This window comes from Pseudomonas sp. Leaf48 (genome assembly GCF_001421885.1).
Taxonomy (GTDB): Bacteria; Pseudomonadota; Gammaproteobacteria; order Pseudomonadales; family Pseudomonadaceae; genus Aquipseudomonas.
Map to the genome: position 1 here is coordinate 88028 of NZ_LMLH01000005.1, position 24802 is coordinate 112829.

23 protein-coding genes are annotated in these 24802 nt (G+C 60.9%); 12 read left to right on the forward strand and 11 right to left on the reverse strand.

Features of this window, described 5'->3' with window-relative positions; translation table 11 throughout:
• Positions 1 to 108: 108 nt before the first annotated feature.
• Positions 109 to 978 carry a LysR family transcriptional regulator gene (locus ASE98_RS06095; RefSeq protein WP_060540486.1) on the forward strand — a complete coding sequence of 290 codons (870 nt, stop codon included), beginning with the start codon at positions 109 to 111 and terminating at the stop codon, positions 976 to 978.
• Between the two features lie 465 nt (positions 979 to 1443).
• Here the strand turns inward: ASE98_RS06095 and fabI are convergent, their stop codons facing one another.
• The 8 genes from fabI to gloB all read right to left on the reverse strand — a co-directional run bounded on the left by fabI (position 1444) and on the right by gloB (position 12259).
• Entirely contained in the window at positions 1444 to 2238 is a 795-nt protein-coding gene (fabI, locus tag ASE98_RS06100; protein ID WP_060540487.1) for an enoyl-ACP reductase FabI, read from the reverse strand.
• A gap of 19 nt (positions 2239 to 2257) precedes the next feature.
• Positions 2258 to 3868, reverse strand: a complete 1611-nt coding sequence (locus ASE98_RS06105) for an ABC transporter ATP-binding protein (protein ID WP_060540488.1) — start codon at positions 3866 to 3868, stop codon at positions 2258 to 2260.
• A gap of 1 nt (position 3869) precedes the next feature.
• A complete protein-coding gene (locus tag ASE98_RS06110) occupies positions 3870 to 4889 on the reverse strand; it encodes an ABC transporter permease (protein ID WP_060540489.1) in 1020 nt (339 codons plus the stop codon).
• 1 nt (position 4890) lies between these two features.
• Positions 4891 to 5964, reverse strand: a complete 1074-nt coding sequence (locus tag ASE98_RS06115; protein ID WP_060540490.1) for a microcin C ABC transporter permease YejB — start codon at positions 5962 to 5964, stop codon at positions 4891 to 4893.
• A gap of 4 nt (positions 5965 to 5968) precedes the next feature.
• Positions 5969 to 7810 (reverse strand): extracellular solute-binding protein, encoded by a 1842-nt coding sequence (locus ASE98_RS06120; RefSeq protein WP_060540491.1) that lies wholly within the window; start codon positions 7808 to 7810, stop codon positions 5969 to 5971.
• Positions 7807 to 9627: an extracellular solute-binding protein gene (locus tag ASE98_RS06125; RefSeq protein ID WP_442962697.1), complete on the reverse strand. Its 1821-nt coding sequence runs from the start codon at positions 9625 to 9627 to the stop codon at positions 7807 to 7809. Before ASE98_RS06125 ends, ASE98_RS06120 begins: the two co-directional genes overlap by 4 nt.
• Before the next feature lie 316 nt (positions 9628 to 9943).
• Positions 9944 to 11392, reverse strand: coding sequence for a LysM peptidoglycan-binding domain-containing protein (locus ASE98_RS06130; RefSeq protein ID WP_060540493.1), 1449 nt, complete (start codon positions 11390 to 11392; stop codon positions 9944 to 9946).
• Between the two features lie 99 nt (positions 11393 to 11491).
• Positions 11492 to 12259 carry a hydroxyacylglutathione hydrolase gene (gene gloB, locus ASE98_RS06135; RefSeq protein ID WP_060540494.1) on the reverse strand — a complete coding sequence of 256 codons (768 nt, stop codon included), beginning with the start codon at positions 12257 to 12259 and terminating at the stop codon, positions 11492 to 11494.
• A 65-nt stretch (positions 12260 to 12324) separates the two neighbouring features.
• Here gloB and ASE98_RS06140 point away from each other — a divergent pair, with 65 nt between their 5' ends.
• The 5 genes from ASE98_RS06140 to ASE98_RS06160 all read left to right on the forward strand — a co-directional run bounded on the left by ASE98_RS06140 (position 12325) and on the right by ASE98_RS06160 (position 17896).
• Entirely contained in the window at positions 12325 to 13083 is a 759-nt protein-coding gene (locus ASE98_RS06140; RefSeq protein WP_060540495.1) for a methyltransferase domain-containing protein, read from the forward strand.
• Between the two features lie 91 nt (positions 13084 to 13174).
• Complete coding sequence (gene rnhA, locus ASE98_RS06145; RefSeq protein WP_060540496.1) at positions 13175 to 13627, forward strand: ribonuclease HI; 453 nt, start codon at positions 13175 to 13177, stop codon at positions 13625 to 13627.
• Positions 13628 to 13833: 206 nt separating this feature from the next.
• Positions 13834 to 14592 (forward strand): DNA polymerase III subunit epsilon, encoded by a 759-nt coding sequence (gene dnaQ, locus ASE98_RS06150; protein WP_060540497.1) that lies wholly within the window; start codon positions 13834 to 13836, stop codon positions 14590 to 14592.
• Positions 14593 to 15011: 419 nt separating this feature from the next.
• Entirely contained in the window at positions 15012 to 17267 is a 2256-nt protein-coding gene (locus ASE98_RS06155; RefSeq protein ID WP_060540498.1) for an Orn/Lys/Arg decarboxylase N-terminal domain-containing protein, read from the forward strand.
• Positions 17268 to 17281: 14 nt separating this feature from the next.
• Positions 17282 to 17896: a GNAT family N-acetyltransferase gene (locus ASE98_RS06160; RefSeq protein ID WP_060540499.1), complete on the forward strand. Its 615-nt coding sequence runs from the start codon at positions 17282 to 17284 to the stop codon at positions 17894 to 17896.
• Here ASE98_RS06160 and ASE98_RS06165 read toward each other — a convergent pair.
• Entirely contained in the window at positions 17862 to 18755 is an 894-nt protein-coding gene (locus ASE98_RS06165) for a LysR substrate-binding domain-containing protein (RefSeq protein WP_060540500.1), read from the reverse strand. The genes ASE98_RS06160 and ASE98_RS06165 overlap by 35 nt on opposite strands.
• 89 nt (positions 18756 to 18844) lie before the next feature.
• Positions 18845 to 19072 carry a hypothetical protein gene (locus tag ASE98_RS06170; RefSeq protein ID WP_060540501.1) on the reverse strand — a complete coding sequence of 76 codons (228 nt, stop codon included), beginning with the start codon at positions 19070 to 19072 and terminating at the stop codon, positions 18845 to 18847.
• A 176-nt stretch (positions 19073 to 19248) separates the two neighbouring features.
• On the opposite strand from ASE98_RS06170, the gene ASE98_RS06175 reads away from it, so the two are divergent.
• Positions 19249 to 19809, forward strand: coding sequence for an NADPH-dependent FMN reductase (locus tag ASE98_RS06175; RefSeq protein ID WP_060540502.1), 561 nt, complete (start codon positions 19249 to 19251; stop codon positions 19807 to 19809).
• An 80-nt stretch (positions 19810 to 19889) separates the two neighbouring features.
• On the opposite strand, the gene ASE98_RS06180 is transcribed toward ASE98_RS06175, so the two are convergent.
• Positions 19890 to 20840 (reverse strand): DUF1853 family protein, encoded by a 951-nt coding sequence (locus ASE98_RS06180; RefSeq protein WP_060540503.1) that lies wholly within the window; start codon positions 20838 to 20840, stop codon positions 19890 to 19892.
• 111 nt (positions 20841 to 20951) lie between these two features.
• On the opposite strand from ASE98_RS06180, the gene ASE98_RS06185 reads away from it, so the two are divergent.
• The 5 genes from ASE98_RS06185 to ASE98_RS06205 are packed head-to-tail and all read left to right on the forward strand — an operon-like array spanning position 20952 to position 24800.
• The gene (locus tag ASE98_RS06185) at positions 20952 to 21842 is read left to right on the forward strand and encodes an NAD(+) kinase (RefSeq protein WP_060540504.1); all 891 of its coding nucleotides are present in this window, start codon (positions 20952 to 20954) and stop codon (positions 21840 to 21842) included.
• Entirely contained in the window at positions 21842 to 22813 is a 972-nt protein-coding gene (locus ASE98_RS06190) for a metallophosphoesterase (protein WP_060540505.1), read from the forward strand. Before ASE98_RS06185 ends, ASE98_RS06190 begins: the two co-directional genes overlap by 1 nt.
• Positions 22810 to 23679: a rhomboid family intramembrane serine protease gene (locus ASE98_RS06195; protein WP_060540506.1), complete on the forward strand. Its 870-nt coding sequence runs from the start codon at positions 22810 to 22812 to the stop codon at positions 23677 to 23679. The genes ASE98_RS06190 and ASE98_RS06195 overlap by 4 nt, the downstream gene beginning before the upstream one ends.
• A gap of 33 nt (positions 23680 to 23712) precedes the next feature.
• Complete coding sequence (locus ASE98_RS06200) at positions 23713 to 23973, forward strand: YeaC family protein (RefSeq protein ID WP_060540507.1); 261 nt, start codon at positions 23713 to 23715, stop codon at positions 23971 to 23973.
• The gene (locus ASE98_RS06205) at positions 23970 to 24800 is read left to right on the forward strand and encodes a DUF2797 domain-containing protein (protein WP_060540508.1); all 831 of its coding nucleotides are present in this window, start codon (positions 23970 to 23972) and stop codon (positions 24798 to 24800) included. The genes ASE98_RS06200 and ASE98_RS06205 overlap by 4 nt, the downstream gene beginning before the upstream one ends.
• Positions 24801 to 24802 lie beyond the last annotated feature (2 nt).

The window sequence follows — 24802 nt, forward strand, 5'->3', positions numbered from 1 at the left end:
CTCTTCTCGACTGTCTGCAGTTGAGTCTGAGTTTACCCCTGTGCATTTCGATTGAAAGACGATAGTTTTTGCAGCGAGCTCAAATTATTTCGATCAGTCGAGAAGCCTATGTTGCGCGAACTGAAAACCTTCATTGCCGTGACGCGCTACGGCACCTTTGCTGCGGCAGGCATGCACACAGGCTTGACCCAGTCGGCGGTGAGTGCGCAGATCCGCAACCTGGAACAGGCGCTGGGTATTCGTCTGTTCGATCGCACAGGACGCCAGGCATTGCTCAATGCCGCCGGCCAGCGTGCGTTGCCGATGGCCCGGGAGATGCTGGACATTTTCGCACGCATGGCTGTCAGCGAGGATGTCAGCGATTTTCGCGGCGAACTGAAAATCGGTGCAGTGGCCACGGTGCAGACTGGATTACTGCCACAGGCCCTGCTGCGTTTGCGTCAACAGGCACCGTTGCTGGAAGCGAAACTGGTGCCCGGTGTTTCGTTGAACCTGTTGAGCCAGGTCGATACCGGCGAAGTGGACCTGGCCATTGTGATCAAACCGCCATTCGAATTGCCCAAGGAACTGTCGATACAAGTCATCCGCAAAGAGCCGTTCGTACTGATTGTGCCGGCGCAGCTTGAAGGGGACGATCCGCTGCAACTGTTGGCCGAACATGCGCATGTACGCTACGACCGCAACTCCTTCGGCGGGCGTCTGGTGACGCGGTTCCTGCGTGAACAGCAACTTGATGTGCATGTCGCGCTGGAACTGGATGAGCTGGAGGCCATTGTGAAAATGGTCGAATGCGGATTGGGTGTATCGCTGCTGCCCGAGGCGGGGTTGTGGCTCGAGCATGGAGCAAAGGTGCGGATCATTCGGTTGGGGGCGTTGACGTTCTATCGGGAGATAGTGCTGCTGCAACGATACAGCCAGCGGACGCAGCCGATACAGCAATTGTTTGCCAAGTGCCTGGACACACAGATCGTTGATTAAACACACATCCTCCTGTGGGAAGAGGCTTGCTCGGGGCGGCGTTCCGACGATGAGTGCGGGCACATTCAACATCATTGTTGGCTGACACACTGCCTTCGCGAGCAAGCCCGCTCCCACAATTTGATCTTCAGTGATCACAAAAAATCTGGCCGGAAAACAATCCCTGTGGGAGCTGGCCTGCCGGCGATGGCTGCGTGTCAGTCGCCCTTGATGCTGGATGTGCCGGCCTCATCGCCAGCAGGCTAGCTCCCACAGTTTGATCTTCAGTGAACACAAAAAATCACGGCTGGCGATCAATCCCTGTGGGAGCTGGCTTGCCAGCGATGGCGGAGTATCAGTCACCAGAGATGTTGGATGTACCGGCCTAATCGCCAGCAGGCCAGCTCCCACAGATTCTGCACGTGCGGCGAAATCGCAGGCACAAAAAACCCGCCAAAAGGCGGGTTTTTTCAGGCCGGTCGAAGATTACTCTTCGATGCTGCCCATGGCCGTGGTGTTGAAGCCACCGTCCACGTACATGATTTCGCCGCTGATGCCCGACGCCAGGTCCGAGCACAGGAAGGCGCCGGCGTTGCCGACTTCGTCGATGGTGACGTTGCGACGCAGCGGGGTTTGCGCTTCGTTGGCGGCCAGCATCTTGCGGAAGTTCTTGATGCCGGAAGCGGCGAGGGTGCGGATCGGGCCTGCCGATACGCAGTTCACGCGGGTGCCGTCCGGGCCCAGGGAGCCGGCCAGGTAACGTACGCCAGCTTCCAGCGAAGCCTTGGCCATGCCCATTACGTTGTAGTTAGGCATGGTGCGCTCGGCACCCAGGTACGACAGGGTCAGCAGGCTGCCGTTGCGGCCTTTCATCATTTCGCGGCCAGCCTTGGCCAGGGCCACGAAGCTGTAGGCGCTGATGTCGTGAGCGATGCGGAAACCTTCACGGGTGGTGGCTTCGGTGAAGTCGCCGTCCAGTTGGTCGCCCGGGGCGAAGCCCACGGAGTGCACGATGCAGTCCAGGCCGTCCCACTTCTTGCTCAATTCTTCGAAGACCTTGGCGATTTCTTCATCGCTGGCCACGTCGCACGGGAAGCACAGCTCAGGGCTCGAACCCCAGCCTTGTGCGAATTCTTCGACACGACCTTTCAGTTTGTCGTTCTGATAAGTGAAGGCAAGCTCAGCGCCCTCGCGATGCATGGCGGCAGCGATGCCGGATGCGATGGACAGCTTGCTGGCGACACCGACGATCAGTACGCGCTTACCGGCGAGAAAACCCATGTGTTGCTCCTCTTTCAGGTTATTGCGCAGTGGCTGGTGCCAAAAAAGCGGCTTCCAGCAACTGCTGTGTATACGGATGTTGGGGGGCGGCAAAGATAGCTTGCGCGTCTCCCTGTTCGACCACTTGGCCATGCTTGACCACCATCAACTGGTGGCTCAGCGCTTTAACAACAGCCAGATCATGGCTGATGAACAAATACGTCAGGTTGTACTTGGCTTGCAGTGAACGCAACAGCTCCACCACTTGCCGCTGCACCGTCCGGTCGAGCGCCGAAGTCGGCTCGTCCAGCAGGATCAGCGCCGGTTTCAGCACCAAAGCCCGGGCAATGGCGATTCGCTGCCGTTGCCCACCGGAAAATTCGTGGGGGTAGCGGTGCCGGGTTTCCGGATCCAGACCTACCTCCTTCAATGCCGCAATTATCGCCGTTTCCTGCTCGGCGGCGCTGCCCATCTTGTGAATCCGCAGGCCTTCGCCAACGATGTCGCTCACGCACATCCGCGGGCTCAGGCTGCCAAACGGGTCCTGAAACACCACCTGCATCTCCCGACGCAACGGGCGAACCTCGTTCTGCGTCAGGCAGTCTAGCTGCTTGCCTTCAAAACGGATCGCGCCTTTGCTGCCGATCAGCCGCAAAATCGCCAGGCCCAACGTGGATTTGCCGGAACCGCTTTCCCCCACAATCCCCAGAGTCTGGCCCTGGGGCAGGCTGAAATTGATGCCGTCCACTGCCTTGACGTAGTCCACCGTGCGCTTGAGCAGGCCTTTCTTGATCGGGAACCAGACTTTCAGGTCCTCGACTTGCAGCAAGGGCGGGCCGATCACGTTGGTCGCAGGCGTCCCGCTGGGCTCCGCTGCCAGCAGTTCTCGAGTGTACGGATGCTGCGGCGCGCGGAACAATTGTTCACACGATGCCTGTTCGACGATGCAACCTCGCTGCATGACACATACGCGATGCGCAATTCTTCGCACAAGGTTCAAATCGTGGCTGATCAGCAGCAAGGCCATGCCCAGGCGCGCCTGCAGTTCCTTGAGCAATTCGAGGATTTTCAGCTGAACGGTCACGTCCAGCGCAGTGGTTGGCTCGTCGGCGATCAGCAGTTCCGGCTCATTGGCCAGGGCCATGGCGATCATCACCCGTTGGCGCTGGCCGCCGGACAATTCGTGGGGCAGGGCCTTGAGGCGTTTGTGCGGCTCGGGGATGCCGACCAATTCCAGTAGCTCAAGGGTGCGCCTGGTCGCGGCCTTGCCGACCAGGCCCTTGTGGATACCCAATATCTCGTTGATCTGCTTCTCGATCGAATGCAGCGGATTGAGCGAGGTCATCGGCTCCTGGAAGATCATGGCGATCCGGTTGCCGCGGATGTGGCGGATGGTTTTTTCATCCAGGCTCAACAGGTTACGCCCTGAATATTCGATGGTGCCGGACGGATGCCGGGCCAGCGGGTAGGGCAGCAGGCGCAGGATCGAGTGCGCGGTCACCGATTTGCCGGAGCCGCTTTCGCCCACCAAGGCCAGGGTTTCACCGCGTTTGATATCGAAACTGATGCCTTCGACCGCTCGCTGGCAGCGATTGCCGACGACGAATTCGACTGACAGGTCGCGCACTTCGATCAGATTGTCCTGATTCATTTCACTTCCTCGGGTCGAAGGCATCGCGAGCGGACTCGCCGATGAACACCAGCAGACTCAACATCAATGCCAGCACGGTAAACGCGCTGATTCCCAGCCATGGCGCTTGCAGGTTGGACTTGCCCTGGGCCACCAGCTCACCCAGGGACGGGCTGCCCGCCGGCAGGCCGAAGCCGAGGAAATCCAGGGCGGTCAGGGTGCCGATGGCGCCGGTGAGAATGAACGGCATGAAGGTCATGGTCGAGACCATCGCGTTGGGCAGGATGTGGCGGAACATGATCGCACCGTTCTGCATGCCCAGGGCGCGGGCGGCGCGCACGTATTCCAGGTTACGCCCGCGCAGGAACTCGGCGCGCACCACGTCCACCAGGCTCATCCACGAGAACAGCAGCATGATCCCCAGCAGCCACCAGAAGTTCGGCTGGACGAAACTGGCGAGGATGATCAGCAGATACAGCACCGGCAGCCCGGACCAGATTTCCAGGAAGCGCTGGCCGGCCAGGTCGACCCAGCCACCATAGAAACCCTGCAGGGCACCGGCGATCACACCGATGATCGAGCTGAGCACGGTCAGGGTCAGGGCAAACAGCACCGAGATGCGAAAACCATAGATCACCCGGGCCAGCACATCGCGGCCCTGGTCGTCGGTGCCCAGCAGGTTGTCCATCGAAGGGGGCGCCGGCGCCGGAACCTTCAGGTCGTAGTTGATGCTCTGGTAGCTGTAGGGGATCGGCGCCCACAGCACCCAGGCGTCCTTGGCCTTGAGCAGTTCACGGATGTACGGGCTCTTGTAGTTGGCTTCCAGCGGGAATTCACCGCCGAAGGTGGTTTCCGGGTAGCGCTTGAGGGCCGGGAAATACCAGCCGTTGTCGTAGTGCACGGCCAGCGGTTTGTCGTTGGCGATCAGCTCGGCGCCGAGGCTGGCGCCAAACAGGATCAGGAACAGCCACAGTGACCACCAGCCACGGCGGTTGGCCTTGAACAGTTCGAAGCGGCGGCGATTGAGGGGGGACAGGTTCATCTCAATGCTCCCGGCTTTCGAAGTCGATGCGTGGATCGACAAAGGTGTAGGTCAGGTCGCCGATCAGTTTCACCACCAGTCCCAGCAAGGTGAAGATGAACAGCGTGCCGAACACCACCGGGTAGTCGCGGTTGATCGCCGCTTCGAAACTCATCAGGCCTAGACCGTCGAGGGAGAAGATCACCTCGACCAGCAGCGAACCGGTGAAGAAGATGCCGATGAAGGCCGACGGGAAGCCGGCGATCACCAGCAGCATCGCGTTGCGGAACACATGGCCATACAGCACGCGGTGGTTGGTCAGGCCCTTGGCCTTGGCGGTGACCACGTACTGTTTGTTGATCTCGTCGAGGAAGCTGTTTTTGGTCAGCAGGGTCATGGTCGCGAAGTTGCCGATCACCAGCGCGGTCACCGGCAGGGCCAGGTGCCAGAAGTAATCGAGGATCTTGCCGCCCATGCTCAGCTCATCGAAGTTGTTCGATGTCAGCCCGCGCAAGGGGAACCAGTCCAGATAACTGCCGCCGGCGAATACCACGATAAGCAGGATGGCAAACAGGAAGGCGGGGATCGCGTAGCCGACGATGATCGCCGAACTGGTCCACACGTCGAAGTGGCTGCCATGGCGCGTGGCCTTGGCGATCCCCAGGGGGATCGACACCAGGTACATGATCAGGGTGCTCCACAACCCGAGGGAGATCGACACCGGCATCTTTTCCTTGATCAGGTCGATGACCCTGGCGTCGCGGAAGAAGCTATCGCCGAAATCCAGGGACGCATAGTTCTTGACCATGATCCACAAGCGTTCCGGCGCCGATTTGTCGAAGCCGTACATGTGCTCGATTTCCTTGATCAGCGCCGGGTCCAGGCCCTGGGCGCCGCGATAGGCCGAGCCGGCTACCGAGACTTCGGCGCCGCCACCGGCAATGCGGCTGGTGGCACCTTCGAAGCCTTCAAGCTTGGCGATCATTTGTTCCACCGGCCCGCCGGGGGCCGCCTGAATGATCACGAAGTTGATCAGCAGAATGCCGAACAAGGTCGGAATGATCAGCAGCAGTCGCCGAAAAATATACGCCAGCATCTGATTACTCCGTGCCCGCAGGATCAGTCTGCAGTTTGGTTTCGACTTCTATCGCCGGCGTGATGTCGGGCTTGACCCACCAGGTGGCCGTGCCGATGTCATATGTTGGCGAGACTTTTGGATGGCCGATGTGGTTCCAGTACGCCACGCGCCAGGTCTTGATGTGCCAGTTGGGTATGACGTAATAGCCCCATTGCAGCACACGGTCCAGCGCTCGGGCGTGGGCCACCAGGCTCTTGCGCGAGTCGGCGTTGATCAGGTGTTCGACCAGTTGGTCGACCACCGGGTCCTTGAGGCCCATGGAATTGCGGCTGCCGGGTTTGTCGGCGGCGGCCGTCATCCAGAATTCGCGCTGCTCGTTGCCCGGCGAGCTGGACTGCGGGAAGCTGCCGACGATCATGTCGAAGTCCCGCGAGCGTACGCGGTTGATGTATTGCGAGACGTCGACCCGGCGGATCACCAGGTCGATGCCCAGGTCGCTCAGGTTGCGTTTGAACGGCAGCAGCACCCGTTCGAATTCGGTCTGGGCCAAAAGAAATTCGATGACCACCGGTTTGCCGGTGGTATCGACCATCTTGTCGTCGACGATGCGCCAGCCGGCATCCTGCAGCAGTTGGTAGGCTTGCCGCTGCTGGGTGCGGATCATGCCGCTGCCATCGGTTTTCGGGTTTTCAAAGGCCGCGTCGAATACCTGCGTGGGCAACTGACTGCGAAACGGATCGAGGATCGCCAGCTGATCGGCATCGGGCAGGCCGGTGGCGGCCATTTCCGAGTTCTCGAAATAGCTGCGGGTGCGGGCGTAGGCGCCGTTGAACAGCTGCTTGTTGGTCCATTCGAAGTCCAGCATCAGCGTCAGCGCCTGACGCACGCGCACGTCCTGGAACAGTGGGCGACGCAGGTTGAAGACGAAACCTTGCATGCCGGTCGGGTTGCCGTTGGCGATCTGTTCCTTGACCATGCGGCCTTCACTGACCGCCGGGATGTTGTAGGCGTTGGCCCAGTTTTTTGCCGACATTTCCTGCCAGAAATCGAACTGCCCGGCCTTGAGCGCTTCCAGGGCGACGGTGTTATCCCGGTAATAGTCGGTGGTCATGACGTCGAAGTTATAGAAGCCTCGGTTGACCGGCAGGTCCTTGCCCCAGTAGTCCTTGACCCGCTCATAACGTATCGAGCGCCCGGCTTTGACTTCGCTGACCTTGTACGGGCCGCTGCCCAGGGGGATTTCCAGGTTGCCCTTGTTGAAGTCGCGTTCTGCCCACCAGTGCTTGGGCAGCACCGGCAACTGGCCAAGGATCAGCGGCAGTTCGCGGTTGTTGCTGTGCTTGAACTTGAACAGCACGCGCAGGGGATCTTCGGCGATCACTTCTGCCACGTCGTTGTAGTAGCCGCGATACATCGGAGCGCCGTCCTTGGTCAGCATCTGGAAGCTGAACACCACGTCTTCGGCGCGGACCGGATGGCCGTCGTGGAAGCGTGCTTCGGGGCGCAGGTAGAAGCGCACCCAGCTGTTGTCCGGGGCTTTTTCGATCTGCCCGGCGATCAGGCCGTACTCGGTGAACGGCTCGTCCAGGCCCTGTTTGGCCAGGGTGTCGTAGATCATGCCGATATCGTCGGCCGGCACACCCTTGCTGATGAACGGGTTGAGGCTGTCGAAGCCGCCGAAGCCGGCCTGACGGAAGATCCCGCCCTTGGGGGCGTCGGGGTTGACGTAGTCGAAGTGCTTGAAGCCTGCCGGATATTTCGGCGGCTCGTTGTACAGGGTCAGGGCGTGTTGCGGGGCGGCGCAGGCCAGCCCGGCGAACAACAGGCCGCTGGCCTGCAGGAGCAGGGCGCGTACAGGTTTCATTGATCTTTCTCCGAAGACTTCAGCCACCACGTGTTCAAGCCCAGGGTGTAGGGCGGCGTGGTGACGAAGGCCAGCCGGCTGCGGTAGGCCAGGCGGTGATTATTGAGGTACCAGTTGGGAATGATGAAGTGCTGCCACAGCAGCACCCGGTCGAGGGCTTTGCCGGCGGCGACTTGCTCATCGCGGGTCTTTGCCGCGAGCAATTGTTCTAGCAGGTGATCGACCACAGGGTTGGCGATGCCCGCGTAGTTCTTGCTGCCCTTGACGGTAGCCTGACTGGAATGGAAGTACTGCCATTGCTCCAGGCCCGGGCTGAGGGTCTGGTTGAGGGGCATCAGGATCATGTCGAAGTCGAACTGGTCGAGGCGCTGCTTGTACTGGGCGCGATCGACGGTGCGCAGCCGTGCATCGACGCCGATGCTGGCGAGGTTCTCGACGTAGGGCTGGAGAATGCGTTCCAGGTTCGGGTTGACCAGCAACAACTCCACTCGCAGCGGCTGCCCGGCAGCGTTCTGCAGGCGCTGGCCATTGAGCTTCCAGCCGGCTTCGGCGAGCAGGCCCAGGGCCTTGCGCAGGGTTTCCCGGGGAATGCCGCGACCATCGGTTTGCGGCAAGGTGAATGGCTCGGTGAACAGCCTGGCCGGCAACTGTTCGCGCCAGGGCTTGAGCAGCAGCCATTCATGCCCGACCGGCAAACCGGTGGCGGAGAACTCGCTGTTGGGGTAGTAGCTCATGGCGCGCTTGTAGGCGCCGCTGAACAGGGTGCGATTGGTCCACTCGAAGTCGAACATCAGTCCCAGCGCTTCACGGACCTTGTCCTGGGCGAATGCCGGGCGGCGGCTGTTGATGAACAGGCCCTGGGTCTGGGTCGGGATCTGATGGGGGATCTGCGCCTTGATCACTTCGCCACGGCGAATTGCCGGGAAGTTGTAGCCGGTGTCCCAGTTCTTCGCCTGATGTTCGATATAGATGTCGAACTCGCCAGCCTTGAACGCTTCGAAAGCCACGCCGCTATCGCGGTAGAAGTCGACCTCCATGCGATTGAAGTTGTACTTGCCGCGATTGACCGGCAGGTCCTTGCCCCAGTAGTCCTTGACCCGTTCGAAGACGATCTGCCGCCCCGGCGTGACTGAGGTAATGCGGTAGGGCCCGCTGCCCAGAGGCGGTTCGAAGGTGGTGGCCTTGAAATCGCGATTTTTCCAGTAATGCTGAGGTAGCACTGGCAACTCGCCCAAACGCAGGATCAACAACGGATTTCCGGCGCGCTTGAACACAAAGCGAATGCGCTGCGGGTTGAGGATATCGACCCGCAGCACTTCCTGCAGGCTGGTGCGGTACAGCGGGTGGCCTTCCTTGAGCAGTAGACGGTAGGAGAACGCGACGTCGCGGGCAGTGATCGGGGTGCCGTCATGAAAACGTGCTTCAGGGCGCAGATTGAACACCACCCAACTGCGATCTTCGCTGTACTCCACCGAGCGAGCGATCAGGCCATAACTGGACGCCGGCTCATCGCCGGATGGCGCGTACTGGCCAGTGCCGACCATCAGCGGTTCGTTGAGTTCGTTGATGCCGTATTGCAGGAAGCCGGGGGTGGTGACCGGGCTGGTCCCCTTGAAAGTGTATGGGTTGAGCGTATCGAAGGTGCCAAACGCCATGACCCGCAACGTACCGCCCTTGGGTGCTTGCGGGTTCACCCAGTCGAAGTGGGTAAATCGGGCCGGGTACTTGAGCGTGCCGAACTGCGCATAACCATGGCTTTCGCTGATCGTCGCGCTTGCGGTGGAGCTCAAGGCCAGGCTGATCAGGAACAGGAGCAGGGGGCGCTTCAAATATGGAATCCGATCCGGGCGGCTTGGGCTTTGTGGACGGTACAGTAACAGCTTGTCCGGGCAGGAAAAAGACAGGCGCTGAATGCGTGATTTCGGCCAGGCCGTAATTCCTGTGGGAGTGAGCCTGCTCGCGATGGCGGTGGTTCAGTCGACATCAATGCAAGCAGTTACGCAGCCATCGCGAGCAGGCTCGCTCCCACAGGGATTGCGCTCGCTTATGAACCGGGCACGCATAAAAAGCCCCCTCGCCACAAAGTGTGCTACCCGCTTCAGTGAACAGCGTTACCTGGTTTCAGGGGCCTTTTTAGTGGGGCTTGGCAACCGTCAACATTTGCCCGGGCTTGAGCGCCTTGCCCACGCGAGGATTCCAGCGCTTGAGGTGCTGCATTTCAACATTGAAACGCTTGGCCACGATGTACAGCGAGTCGCCTTGCTGGACCTTGTATTGGGTCTGCGCCTTCTTGCTCCCGCTACGGGTCTTGGAGTTGGCCGCGACCACCGTGTTGACCCGGCCGGAGCCGCGCTTGCCAGTGTCCTGCATGACCAGTTTCTGGCCTGGCTTGAGGTTCTTGCCGCTGAGCTTGTTCCAGCGCTGCAGGTCTTTGACGTCGACGTTGTTGGCCTTGGCGATGGAGCCCAGGCTGTCGCCGCGCTTGACCCGGTAGCTGCGTTTGGCGCTTGCCACCGCCGGACCGTCGGCACTTTCGAAGACCGGCTTGAGCGACTTCTTGCTGATCAGCTCTTCCGGACGCATGGTTTGCAGGCTGGAGGTCAGCAACTGCGCCTTGGACGTCGGCACCAGCAGGTGTTGCGGGCCGTCGATGGTGGTGCGCTGCTTGAAGGCGGGGTTGAGCTGGAACAGTTCGTCTTCGTCGATGTTGGCCACTTCAGCGACCTTGGACAGGTCCATGCGCTGATTGATTTCGACGACCTGGAAATACGGTTCGTTGGCGATCGGGTTGAGGTTCACGCCATAGGCTTCGGGCGCCATCACCACTTGCGACAGGGCCAGCAGCTTGGGTACGTAAGCCTGGGTTTCGGCTGGCAGCGGCAGGTTCCAGTAATCGGTCGGCAGGCCAAGTCTTTCGTTGCGTTCGATAGCCCGGCTGACGGTGCCTTCGCCGGCATTGTAGGCGGCCAGGGCCAGTAGCCAGTCGCCGTTGAACATGTCGTGCAGGCGGGTCAGGTAATCCAGCGCGGCGGTGGTCGAGGCAGTGATGTCGCGACGGCCATCATAGAAGTGGGTCTGGCGCAGGTTGAAGTAACGCCCGGTGGAGGGGATGAATTGCCAGAGTCCCACCGCGTGGGCACGGGAATAGGCCATCGGGTTGTAGGCGCTTTCAATCACTGGCAGCAGGGCCAGTTCCAGTGGCATGTTGCGTGTTTCAAGACGCTCGACGATGTAGTGGATATAAAGGCTGCCACGTTCGCCGGCGTTTTCCAGGAAAGACGGGTTACTGGCGAACCACAGGCGCTGTTGCTCGATGCGTGGGTTGACGCCTGCTTCGTCCTGCAACTGGAAGCCCTGACGCATGCGCTCCCAGACGTCCTGGGGGATTTGCGGGCTTGGTTTTTCGCTGAGCCAGACCGGCTTCTGCTTGGCGCGCGCGGCGATGTTCGGCGTGTGCGCCGCATCGGTCTGCGGCGCATGGCTGGAGCAGCCCGCCAGTGTGGCGGACACAGCCACCGCGATGGCTTGAGCCAAGCGGGTCAATGCGTCTGAACTGATGGCTTTGCGAATAGGTGACGACATTGGCTGGAAGTTAGTTCCGGGCAAAAATATCGGACGATTCTAGAAAGCGCACCTTGCGAGGTCAACCGTTCAGAATTTCAACACCTTGCAGCCGCTTGTTTAGAACTTGTCTTTCCAAGCTCGAAGCGTAGCAAAGATCGTGCTTGGCGCCAGGTTATCGGTGCCGGTCCGTTCGTCCACTTTTTCTTTAACGGATGTTTCGCCGGTGCGCAGGAACGGATTTGTGAGCTTTTCCAGCGCCAGTGTCGACGGCAGGGTCATGATCCCCGCTTCTCGTTGGCGAGTGACTTTGGCCAAGCGCTCGGCAATGTCCGGATTGTTCGGTTCGACCGCCGCGGCAAATTTCAGATTGCTCAGGGTATATTCGTGGGTGCAGTAGACGAGGGTGTCCTCAGGCAACGCGGCGAGGCGGGTCAGCGAGTCGTGCATCTGCTGCGGCGTGCCTTCGAACAGGCGTCCGCAGCCGGCGGCGAACAGGGTATCGCCGCAGAACAGCAGGCCATGATGGTAGTAGGCAATATGCCCCAGGGTATGGCCGGGGACGGCGAAGACATCGAACTCCCAGCCAAGCACACTGATGCGGTCGTTGTCCTTGAGCGCAACCTCCCGTGCCGGGATGTTTTCACTGGCCGGCCCGCTGACCTTTGCGTCCGTCGCTTTTTTCAGCTGCTCGACGCCGCCGACGTGATCATGGTGGTGGTGAGTGATCAGGATATCGCTCAACACCCAGCCGGGGTGCGCGGCCAGCCAGGCCTGTACGGGGGCGGCGTCGCCCGGATCGACGACGGCGCAGCGCTGGGTGCTGTGGTCTTGTAACAACCAGATGTAGTTGTCAGTGAAGGCGGGTAGGGCAGTGATCTGTATCATCGAGTGATTCGCCAAGCGGAAAACATTGGTGCATCTTAGAACTTCCTGGCGCGTTGGAGAATGCAATGACTGATAAAGCGTTCGCACAGGCCGATCCTGACTGGCTGGCATTGATCAGCGCGGCCCGTGACTGGCTGGCCGGTCCCCTCGGGCAATTCCTGCTGGACGAAGAGCGGCGCATGCTCGAAGACGAGCTCGGGCGGTTTTTCGGTGGTTACCTTGTGCATTACGGTCCATCGGCCCAGACGCCGCCGTCGGCGCCTCAGGTGCAGCGTAACGTGCGCCTTGGCGCGCCGTTGCCGGGGGTCGAGATCGTCTGTGAGGAGCAGGCCTGGCCGTTGAGCGAGCATGCCGCCGATGTGGTGGTGCTGCAGCATGGCCTGGATTTCTGCCTGTCACCCCACGGCTTGTTGCGTGAAGCGGCAAGCAGCGTGCGACCCGGCGGGCATCTGCTGATCATCGGGATCAATCCCTGGAGCAGTTGGGGCCTGCGCCATGTGTTCGCCCATGATGCCCTGCGCAAGGCCCGCTGCATTTCGCCGTCGCGGGTTGCCGACTGGTTGAACCTGCTGGGCTTCGCGCTGGAGAAACGCCGCTTCGGGTGCTATCGTCCGCCGCTTGCTTCCCCCACCTGGCAGACCCGTCTGGCCGGTTGGGAGCGCAAGGCCGGTGATTGGCAGCTGTCCGGTGGCGGCTTCTATTTATTGGTGGCACGCAAGATCGTGGTAGGCCTGCGGCCGGTCCGTCAGGAACGTCGCGAGCCGATGGGCAAGCTGATTCCGTTGCCGATGGCCAAGGTCAACCGGCGCAACATCGAGCCGTAACACCTCTTTTTATTTCCGGCCGGGCAAGTCCCGGCTTCAGGCGTCGTCGATCAGCGATCGGTGAGCCACTGCATATTCTGGATTGATTGGCATGAGCGATAGCGTAGAACTCTTCACCGACGGTGCCTGCAAAGGCAACCCGGGCCCTGGCGGCTGGGGCGCATTGCTGGTGTGCAAGGGCGTGGAAAAGGAACTCTGGGGCGGCGAAGCCAATACCACCAACAACCGCATGGAGCTGATGGGCGCGATCCGCGGCCTGGAAGAGCTCAAGCGCCCCTGCGAGGTACTGCTGGTGACCGACTCCCAGTATGTGATGAAGGGCATCAACGAGTGGATGGACAACTGGAAAAAGCGTGGCTGGAAAACCGCGGCGAAAGAGCCGGTGAAAAACGCCGACCTGTGGAAACTGCTCGACGAGCAGGTCAACCGCCACAAGGTCACGTGGAAATGGGTGCGCGGGCATATTGGCCATCACGGCAACGAGCGGGCTGACCAGCTGGCCAACCGTGGCGTGGACGAAGTGCGCGGGTACAAGCAGGCCTAGCTCGGCTGCAAACCGCGTAGTGTCCTTCGCGAGCAAGCCCGCCCCCACATTTAATCCCTGCTGAGCACAAAATCGTGTGCGGTCCCGGTCTCAATGTGTGAGCGGGCTTGCTCGCGAAGGGCGCGACACGGTCTACCTGAAACACAGCCGCGAGCATGTTAAGATCCGCGTTTTTGCACGATTGACCGATTGAGAGCTGAGCACTGATGGCCACCAGATCCGTTGTACTCGATACCGAAACCACCGGCATGCCGGTGACCGACGGCCACCGGATTATCGAAATCGGTTGTGTCGAGCTGATGGGGCGGCGCCTGACTGGCCGGCATTTCCACGTCTACCTGCAGCCGGATCGTGAGAGTGACGAGGGCGCGATCGGCGTCCATGGCATCACCAACGAATTCCTGGTCGGCAAGCCGCGCTTCAATGAAGTGGCCGACGAGTTCTTCGAGTTCATCAAGGGCGCGCAGCTGATCATCCATAACGCGGCGTTCGACGTTGGCTTCATCAACAACGAATTTGCCCTGATGGGGCAGCACGATCGCGCGGACATCACGCAACACTGCTCGATTCTCGATACCCTGATGATGGCCCGGGAACGTCACCCGGGGCAGCGCAACAGCCTCGATGCCTTGTGCAAGCGCTATGGTGTCGACAACTCCGGTCGTGAACTGCACGGCGCCTTGCTCGACTCCGAGATTCTTGCCGACGTCTACCTGACCATGACCGGCGGGCAGACCAGCTTGTCCCTGGCGGGGAATGCTTCCGATGGCAACGGTTCCGGTGACGGAGCGGACAACTCGGCCACGGAAATTCGCCGCTTGCCTGCCGACCGTCAGCTGACGCGCATCATTCGCGCCAGTGAAGACGACCTGGCCCGGCATGCGGCTCGCCTGGAGATCATCGGCAAATCCGCCGGTGCTCCGGCGCTGTGGGTGCAGTTGGCCGAGGCGCAAGGCCAGGCCTGATTGTGACGAGGGGAGGGGCTTGTCGGACCGCCGCACCGCCCCGTTGGGTCGCGAAGCGGCCCCAAAACCCGTCACTGAGGTGCAACAGATACACCGCATGTAATGGTTTACGACTGCTTCGCAGTCGAACGGGGGCAAGCCCCCTCGCCACAGGAGACCCTCGCCTGCCACAGGAGACCCCCGCCTGCCACAGGAGACCCCGCCTGCCACAGGAGGCCCCACCTGCCACAGAAGCCCCCGTGATACAGCAAGCCCCACTTGCCACAGCCCCCCAAGCCACAAATGCACAGATTGCACTTGAGTCCTCTGATCACATTGACCGACCCATATTGGGGCGTCCCACTCGCCACTTCCGCTGCAACCCTCTACCCTGAGGTGATTGGCAGGCCAAGGTCTGCCGCCTCAGGACACTGAGCCTCATGTATAAAGATTTGAAATTCCCGGTCCTGATCGTTCATCGCGACATCAAGGCCGATACCGTGGCCGGTGATCGCGTGCGCGGCATTGCCCGGGAACTGGAGCAGGAAGGTTTCAGCATCGTCTCGGCAGTGGATTACACCGAAGGGCGACTGGTTGCGTCGACCTACCACGGTTTGTCCTGCATGTTGATTGCCTCGGAAGACGCCAGCACCCACTCGCATCTGTTGCAGAATATGGCCGAATTGATCGGCCTGGCCCGGGTTCGTGCACCCGATCTGCCAATCTTCGCCCTGGGCGAAAAAGTCACCCTGGAAAACGCCCCCGCCGATGCCATGGCCGAGCTCAATCAGTTGCGCGGGATTCTTTATCTATTCGAAGACACCGTGCCCTTTCTCGCCCGCCAGGTGGCACGGGCTGCGCGCAAATACCTCGATGGCTTGCTGCCACCGTTTTTCAAGGCACTGGTGCAACACACCGCCGATTCCAACTATTCCTGGCACACCCCCGGCCACGGTGGTGGCGTGGCGTATCACAAAAGCCCGGTAGGGCAGGCGTTCCATCAGTTTTTCGGTGAAAACACCTTGCGCTCGGACTTGTCGGTGTCGGTGCCGGAACTCGGTTCGCTGCTGGACCACACCGGCCCCCTGGCCGAAGCGGAAGCCCGCGCGGCGCGCAATTTTGGCGCCGACCACACCTTCTTCGTGATCAATGGCACCTCCACGGCGAACAAGATCGTCTGGCACTCGATGGTTGGCCGCGACGACCTGGTGCTGGTGGACCGCAATTGCCATAAATCGGTCCTGCACTCGATCATCATGACCGGCGCGATCCCGCTGTACCTGTGCCCGGAACGCAATGAACTGGGGATCATCGGCCCGATTCCGCTGAGCGAATTCAGCCGCGAATCAATCCAGGCCAAGATCGACGCCAGCCCCTTGACCAAAGGCCGGGCGCCAAAGGTCAAGCTCGCGGTGGTGACCAATTCGACCTATGACGGCTTGTGTTACAACGCCGAACTGATCAAGCAGCAGTTGGGCAACAGTGTCGAGGTATTGCACTTCGACGAAGCCTGGTACGCCTATGCGGCATTCCATGAGTTTTTCGCTGGGCGATACGGCATGGGCACGTCCCGCGGCGAAGACAGTCCGCTGGTGTTCACCACCCATTCCACCCACAAACTGCTGGCGGCGTTCAGCCAGGCATCGATGATCCACGTGCAGGACGGCGGCGCGCGCCAACTGGACCGCGATCGCTTCAACGAAGCGTTCATGATGCACATCTCGACATCGCCGCAGTACGGCATCATCGCGTCCCTGGATGTGGCTTCGGCCATGATGGAGGGGCCGGCGGGGCGTTCGCTGCTCCAGGAAATGTTCGACGAGGCCCTGAGCTTTCGCCGCGCGCTGGCCAATCTGCGTCAGCATATTGCCGCCGATGACTGGTGGTTCTCGATCTGGCAGCCACCTTCGGTCGAAGGCATCGAGCGGGTCGCTACCGAAGACTGGCTGCTGCAACCCGACGCCGACTGGCACGGGTTCGGCGGCGTGACCGACGATTATGTGTTGCTCGATCCCATCAAGGTCACGCTGGTAATGCCGGGCCTCACCGCCGCAGGTACCCTCAGCGAGCGCGGGATTCCGGCAGCAGTGGTCAGCAAGTTCCTCTGGGAGCGCGGGCTGGTGGTGGAGAAGACCGGGCTGTACTCGTTCCTGGTGTTGTTCTCCATGGGCATCACCAAGGGCAAATGGAGCACGCTGCTCACCGAACTGCTGGAGTTCAAGCGCAGCTACGACGCCAACGTCAGCCTGGCAAGCTGCCTACCGTGCGTGGCGCAACCAAATATCGCGCGCTATCAGGGCATGGGCCTGCGCGACCTGTGCGACCAGTTGCACGCCTGCTACCGCAGCAACGCCACGGCCAAGCACCTCAAGCGCATGTATACGGTGTTGCCGGAGGTCGCGATGAAGCCGGCGCACGCCTATGATCAGTTGGTGCGGGGTGAAGTTGAAGCGGTGTCGATCGATGCCCTGGACGGGCGCATCGCCGCGGTCATGCTGGTGCCGTACCCGCCGGGAATCCCTTTGATCATGCCTGGCGAACGTTTTACCGAAGCGACTCGCTCGATCATCGACTACCTGGCATTTGCCCGTACGTTCGATAGCAGTTTTCCGGGGTTCGTGGCCGATGTGCACGGATTGCAACATGAAGATGAGGGCAATGGGCGGCAATACACCGTCGATTGCATCAAGGAGTGAGGACCTTTCCCAGTATGCAGCCGGTTATCAATCCGAATTACCCAGGGCTCTCGGTGCGGGTTGCCGATGACGGTTTTGCCGCCTACATCTGGGGCAGCGACTTCAGTTTTGAAGTCGCGGCCTATGGTGCGGCGCAAATTGGCAAACCGGTGGCGCAGTGGCCGGTGACCCCGATCACGCCTTATCGTAAATGCTACGGCATCGATCCTGAGGAGTTCAGCAGTTTTCGCGATGCGGCCGACAGTGCGATCTTCATGGCCTATCTCGATGACCAGCCAGTGGGACATCTGGTGGTCAGCACCAACTGGAACGGCTTTGCCCATATCGACGAGTTGGCCGTGCATGCGCCGGCACGCCGGCATGGCGTGGCCAGAGCGCTGCTGGACGTCGCGCAGTTCTGGAGTCGCAAGAAAAAGCTGCCAGGCATCATGCTTGAAACCCAGAACAACAACCTCGACGCCTGCCGACTCTATGAGCGTTGTGGCTATGTGGTTGGCGGGGTCGACCATCTGCGTTATCGCGGCATCGATCCGAACACCGCCGAAGTCGCGCTGTTCTGGTACCGATTGTTCGAAAACCCGCTGGAAACCGCGCTCAGTTCGCCAGCATCGCCGCGGCTTGTTCCGTGATGATGGCCAGCAGGGTCTGGACCGCCTGTGCAGGCTCGTGGTTCTTCAAGGTCAAGGCATAAAGGCTGATTGGCACCGCAGGTGCGAGGGGGCAGGCATCCAGCCCCGAGGACCTGGCGCCAAGGGCCGTGAAGGGGTCGACGATGGCCAGGCCTTCACCGGCCTCGACCATGCTGCGCATCATCTGATGGGTCTGGACCCGGGTCTGGATCACCGGAGCCGGGCGCAGGGCGTGCAGCTTGTTCTCCAGCGCCGGGCTCAGGGGGTCATGGCCTTCGAGACCGATCATCGATTGGCCGGCCAGATCCTGCAGCGAGATGTACTTTTGCTTGGGTTGCAGCCAGCCATGGGGGGCGAGCAGTTGCAGTTTTCCCTGGGCGATCAACTGGCACTGGATGTCGGCGTGATCGGGATCATGCAGGCTCAACCCCAGGTCGCTTTCGCGCAGCAGCAGGCTTCGGACGATGTCTCGGGTGGGCTGGCTTAGCAGCGTACAGGGCGCATCGGGCAGGCGTCGGCGCAGGGTTGCGATGCTTTGCGGCAACAGGTGTTGGGCCAGGGGCGGGGTGCAGATGATGCGCAGGGGTGGCGCCAGGTATTGCCTCAGGCTGTTGGCCAGGCGTTGCACTGGTTCGAGCGCATCGTACACCCTGGCAATTTCGAGCTGCAGTTCCCGCGCTTCGCGGGTGGCCTGCAAACGCCCACGCACGCTGGCAAACAGCATGAAACCCAACTGATCCTCGGCATCGCGCAACAGATGCTCGACTTCGGCCACCGGCAACTGCAGCCATTCGGCGGCGGTGCCCAGGTGACCGGTCTGCAGGAGCGCCTGGATCACTTCGATATGGCGTAAGCGCATGCGTGAAGTCCATGTTCAGCAGGTGGGAGGAGTCAGTGGCTGAATCCTACCGCAAGTGTGCGCATATGACTTCTGCTCATAACGGCGGGTTATGAAACAACAGCGGTCTGCGGTTCCCGGATGATAGTTACACCGGTTTGCACCAGCATGAACTCGTTGTCATCGACTCTGTTGACGCGGTCGCCGATGGCCAGTTTATACGTGGTGACAGGCCCTGAGCCGTCGGCCGCCGGGGTGGATTCCTGAAACTCGTGCACCGAGTAGATACGGCCTTGCGCATCTCTTGCATGAAACTGACCGACGAGTACTGCTGCCATCTGTTTAGAACCTCTGGGGATTAATCACTCAATTTGCGGCTCAGTAGACCGTGCTTGGGCGAGGTAAGTTTTCCTGCGGGAAAAAAATAGTCAGGGGGGGTGTTTTTTCATCGCCCACTGTTCAAATCGTCATCTATAACTACAAGCTCTTTCCATCGGACAGTCGAGAATCTCCCATGAGCAACGTCTATACGATCGCCGTCGTGGTCGGCAGCTTGAGAAAGGAATCGATCAACCGCAAGATCGCGCTGGCCCTGGCCGACCTGGCACCGGCCAGCCTCAAGCTCGAGATCGTCGAGATCGGTGATCTGCCGCTCTACAACGAAGACATCGATGGCGCTTCACCGCCGGCAGCCTACAGCACTTTCCGACAACGGGTGAGTTCATCCGACGCGGTGCTGTTTGTGACTCCAGAATACAACCGCTCGGTGCCGGCGCCGCTGAAAAATGCGATCGACGTCGGTTCGCGCCCCTATGGCAAAAGCGCCTGGAGTGGTAAACCCGGTGCGATCATCAGTGTTTCGCCGGGGGCGATTGGCGGATTTGGCGCCAACCATCACCTGCGCCAATCCATGGTGTTCCTGGATGTGCCGTGCATGCAGGCGCCCGAAGCTTATCTGGGTGGTGCCGGTACGGCGTTCGATGAATCGGGAAAGTTGTCCGAAAAGGTCAAGCCGTTTCTGCAGAGCTTCATCAATGCTTATGGGCAGTGGGTGGAGCAGCATAAGAAGGTTTGATATCGGCGTGAGGGGCGTGGTGCCGGGTTTTCGGGTGTCCTGTGAGCCAGCGATGGGGCCTGACCACACGCCGCAATAACTCAGGCATTGCCCGGCACATTCGGCCACAGATCCGCCACCAGAAACAGCCGCTCGGCTTCTTCCCAGTCGCCATGGGCATTTTCCGTCAGGCGCACCAGCAACTGTGCCGGGGCCAGTGGGTCGAGTTCGGCCAGCCACGCCTCCATCTGTTGTGGACTCCAGGTGTGCTCCGCCGAATAATGTGCCGGCGCCAGCCAGGCATGGCGGGGCAGGGGTTGCCAGCGACCGGGCGGGCTTTGGGCCAGAAAGGCTGTCCAGTCCTTCTGATGCAGCCAGCGCCCGCGCAAATGCTGCGGATGCGCACCCAACGGTGAGACGGACTGCCCCGGCCACGGGTAAAGCAGATAGCCGCCGAGCCACAAATGGGCGCTGAACTGGCGGATATCCAGCGCCGCCAGCACCTCGCGGCTCTCCGGGCGTGCCGAGATCGGCAGTTGATGTTGGCTCAGGTGCGCCAGCTTGCGATCCAGCCGGTCATGGCAGCCGGGACCAAGCCACTGCGCAGTATCCTGGCCGTCGCCGGTTTGCGGGCCAAGGTAGAGTTTGATCGCAAGTTCCAGGTGATGCACGCCATCGCGGTCACGCAGCAACATGTCGAGTTCGCCCAGGGTATGGCCCTCGCGACGGATCGGCATGTTGGCGGCAATCAGTTCGATGCCGGGAGCGTGCTGCACGGCGAACTGCCAGAGCCGTTCGTAATACAGGCCCAGGCGTCGGGTGCGGGCCTGGGCCAGCCAGTGCAACAAGCCATAACTGTCGCGATCAAGTTGCAGCAACCAGTGCTCCAGGCGCTCCGGTGCCTGCACCCAGTCACTGCCCGCCAAGGGGTGACGCTGCGGCCACGGGGTATCGCCGAGCATTGGCGGCGCCAGGATGACCCACGCCAGGTCACGCACTTCGGGGTGGCGCAACTGGTGGGGCAGGCGAAGCAAGTCTGGAAATAGGATCATCTTGCGAGCATAGCCCGAAACCCGGGCACACCCTTGAAGCTGAAAGGATTTTGTCTATGGCCGGCTTTCGCCCATAATCGTGCTTTTCGCCGCGACCCCCGCAGGAGCCCCATGGAGCAATTTCGCAATATCGGCATCATCGGTCGCCTGGGCAGTTCTCAGGTGCTGGATACCGTCCGCCGACTGAAACGGTTTCTGCTCGATCGTCACCTGCACGTGATCCTCGAAGACACCATCGCCGAAGTCCTGCCGGGGCATGGCCTGCAAACCTCGTCGCGCAAGATGCTCGGCGAAGTCTGCGACATGGTCATTGTGGTCGGCGGCGACGGCAGCCTGCTCGGCGCCGCCCGGGCGCTGGCCAGGCACAATATTCCGGTGCTCGGCATCAACCGCGGCAGCCTGGGTTTCCTCACCGACATCCGTCCCGACGAGCTGGAAGTCAAAGTCGCCGAAGTGCTCGACGGCCACTATCTGGTGGAAAACCGCTTCCTGCTGCAGGCCGAAGTGCGCCGCCACGCTGAGGCCATCGGCCAGGGCGACGCGTTGAACGACGTGGTGCTGCACCCCGGCAAATCGACGCGGATGATCGAGTTCGAGCTGTACATCGACGGTCAGTTCGTCTGTAGCCAGAAGGCCGACGGCCTGATCGTCGCCACGCCGACCGGCTCCACGGCCTATGCGATGTCTGCCGGCGGGCCGATCATGCATCCCAAGCTCGACGCTATTGTGATTGTGCCGATGTACCCCCATACCTTGTCGGGCAGGCCGATTGTGGTCGATGGCAACAGTGAGCTGAAAATCGTCGTGTCCAAGGATATGCAGATTTACCCGCAAGTCTCGTGTGACGGGCAGAACCACTTTACCTGTGCGCCCGGTGACACCATTACCATCAGCAAAAAAGCGCAGAAGCTGCGCCTGATTCATCCGCTCGACCACAACTACTATGAGGTTTGCCGGACCAAGCTCGGCTGGGGCAGCAAGTTGGGGGGTGGAGGCGACTGATGCTCGATCCCGCGCGTAGCTACGACCTGATCGGTGACGTGCACGGTTGCGCTCTGACCCTGGAGCACTTGCTCGACCGGCTCGGTTACCACAAACAGGGCGGCGTCTGGCGCCATGCCTCGCGCATGGCGGTGTTCGTCGGCGACATCATCGACCGCGGCCCGCGGATTCGCGAGGCGCTGCACATCGTCCATGACATGGTCGAGGCCGGTCAGGCGCTGTGCATCATGGGCAACCATGAATTCAACGCGCTGGGCTGGAGCACGCCGGCGCTGCCCGGTAGCGGCAAACAGTTCGTGCGCGAACACACCCCGCGCCATGCCCGCCTGCTGCACGAAACCCTGACCCAGTTCGAAGACCATCCGGGTGACTGGCATGACTTCCTGCAGTGGTTTTACCAACTGCCGCTGTTCCTCGATGCCGGGCGCTTCCGTGTGGTGCACGCCTGTTGGGACGCCGGCATGATTGAGCCTCTGCGCAGATTGTTCCCCAATGGTTGTGTCGATGAGCACTTCCTGCAGACATCGGCCGAGTCGGGCACCTTTGCCTGCACCGTGTTCGACCGCCTGCTGCGCGGCACCGACATGCGCTTGCCCCATGGCTTGACCATGACCAGCGGTGACGGCCTGGTGCGTTCGTTCTTCCGCACCAAATTCTGGGAAGACGACCCGAAAACCTATGGAGACATTGTGTTCCAGCCAGACGCCTTGCCAGAACCCGTGGCCCGCACGCCACTGACGTCCAGCGAAAAGAACAACCTGCTGCGTTATGGCGCCGAGGAGCCGCTGTTGTTCGTCGGCCATTACTGGCGCAGCGGCAAACCGGCACCCATCCGATCGAACCTGGCCTGCCTGGACTACAGCGCGGTGCTCTACGGAAAACTGGTCGCCTATCGCCTGGACCAGGAAACCCGCCTTGATCCGAACAAGTTCGTCTGGGTCGACGTCGAGCGACCGGAGGTACTGCGATGAGCACCGTAGCGGTTTTGCGCCTGCCCCTGGCGGTGGACCTGAGCGGGTTCGTCAAATTGCTGCAACGCATGCAGGTGCCCCACCGGGTCAGTGAAGAGGCCGGTGAGCAGGTGTTGTGGGTGCCCGACAACATCAGCGAAGACGTTCGTGCGCTGTACGAGCGTTTTCCGGCGGGCGATCCCGATCAGCAACTGGACATACCGGTCGCGCAAACCCGGGCCCGCCCAGGCTTCGCCGAGCAGGTTCGACATGCCAGGGCCACCGCGCTGGTGCTCTTGCTGAGCCTGATCGTCGGCGCGGTGACGCTGCTGGGCGACAACCTGGAAACCATGCGCTGGCTGACCTTCCTCGAATTCCGTGTGGTCGGCGAGTACATCCACTTCACGCCACTGGCCGACAGTCTGGCGGCGGGGCAGTGGTGGCGCCTGGTGACACCGATGCTGATCCACTTCGGCATCCTGCACCTGGCGATGAACGGCATGTGGTACTGGGAGCTGGGCCGGCGTATCGAATCGCGCCAGGGCAGTATCAACCTGATCGGCCTGACCCTGCTGTTCAGCCTGGTGTCCAATTTCACCCAGTATCTGTTCAGCGGTCCGAGCCTGTTCGGTGGCCTGTCCGGCGTCTTGTACGGCCTGCTGGGGCATTGCTGGATCTTTCAACTGCTGGCGCCAAACCCGGCCTATCGCCTGCCGCGCGGCGTATTGGTGATGATGCTGGTGTGGCTGGTGCTGTGCCTGTCCGGGCTGGTCTCGATGATCGGTTTCGGCGATATCGCCAACGCGGCCCACGTCAGCGGGTTACTCATCGGATGCTTCACCGGTTTGTTGGGTGGTTTGTACAACCGCCGTAAACTGGCCGTCTAATTCAAGACATGTAATAAAGAGCACGGAGACCTGATGTCCTCTTTTAATGAAATGATCAAAAACATCACACCCGATATCTACGAGAGCCTGAAGCTGGCGGTGGAAATCGGTAAATGGTCCGACGGTGGCAAACTCACCGCCGAGCAACGGGAGCTGTCGCTGCAGGCGATGATCGCCTGGGAGATCCAGAACCTGCCCGAAGACCAGCGTACCGGTTACATGGGCCCGCAGGAATGCGCCTCCAAGTCGATTGAAGTGCCCAATATCCTGTTCAAGTCGGATGCCATCCATTGATCGAGATTGGCCGCGGTGCAATCAGCAAAATGTCGGCGCGCCTGGACGGGCCGAATGTTCAATATGCTTTTCGTCTGGGCGAAACCGAGGTTCCGGTCAATCCGTTGATCGGCAGCACGGTGCGCCTGGAATACCTGGGGGCGATCCACTGCACCCATTGCGGGCGCAAGACCAAGACCAGTTTCAGCCAGGGTTACTGCTATCCGTGCATGACCAAACTGGCCCAGTGCGACGTGTGCATCATGAGCCCGGAGCGTTGCCACTTCGAGGCCGGCACCTGCCGTGAGCCGGAGTGGGGCCAGACGTTCTGCATGACCGATCACATTGTGTACCTGTCGAATTCCTCCGGGGTGAAGGTCGGGATTACTCGTGCCACCCAGGTACCGACCCGCTGGATCGACCAGGGCGCCAGTCAGGCATTGCCGATCATGCGCGTCTCCACTCGCCAGCAATCGGGCTTCGTTGAAGACCTGTTTCGCACTCAGGTGGCCGACAAGACCAACTGGCGTGCCTTGCTCAAGGGCGATGCAGTGTCAGTGGATCTGCCGCAGATTCGTGACCAATTGTTCGACAGCTGCGCCGAGGGCCTGCAAGCTTTGCAGGAACGATTCGGCTTGCAGGCGATCCAGACCATTGCCGACGTCGAGCCCCTTGAAATCCGCTTTCCGGTCGAGCAGTACCCGGCGAAAATTGTCAGCTTCAACCTGGACAAGAACCCGATTGTCGAAGGCACGCTGCTGGGGATCAAGGGCCAATACCTGATTTTCGATACCGGCGTGATCAATATTCGTAAATACACGGCTTACCAGCTCGCCGTGCATCAATAAGG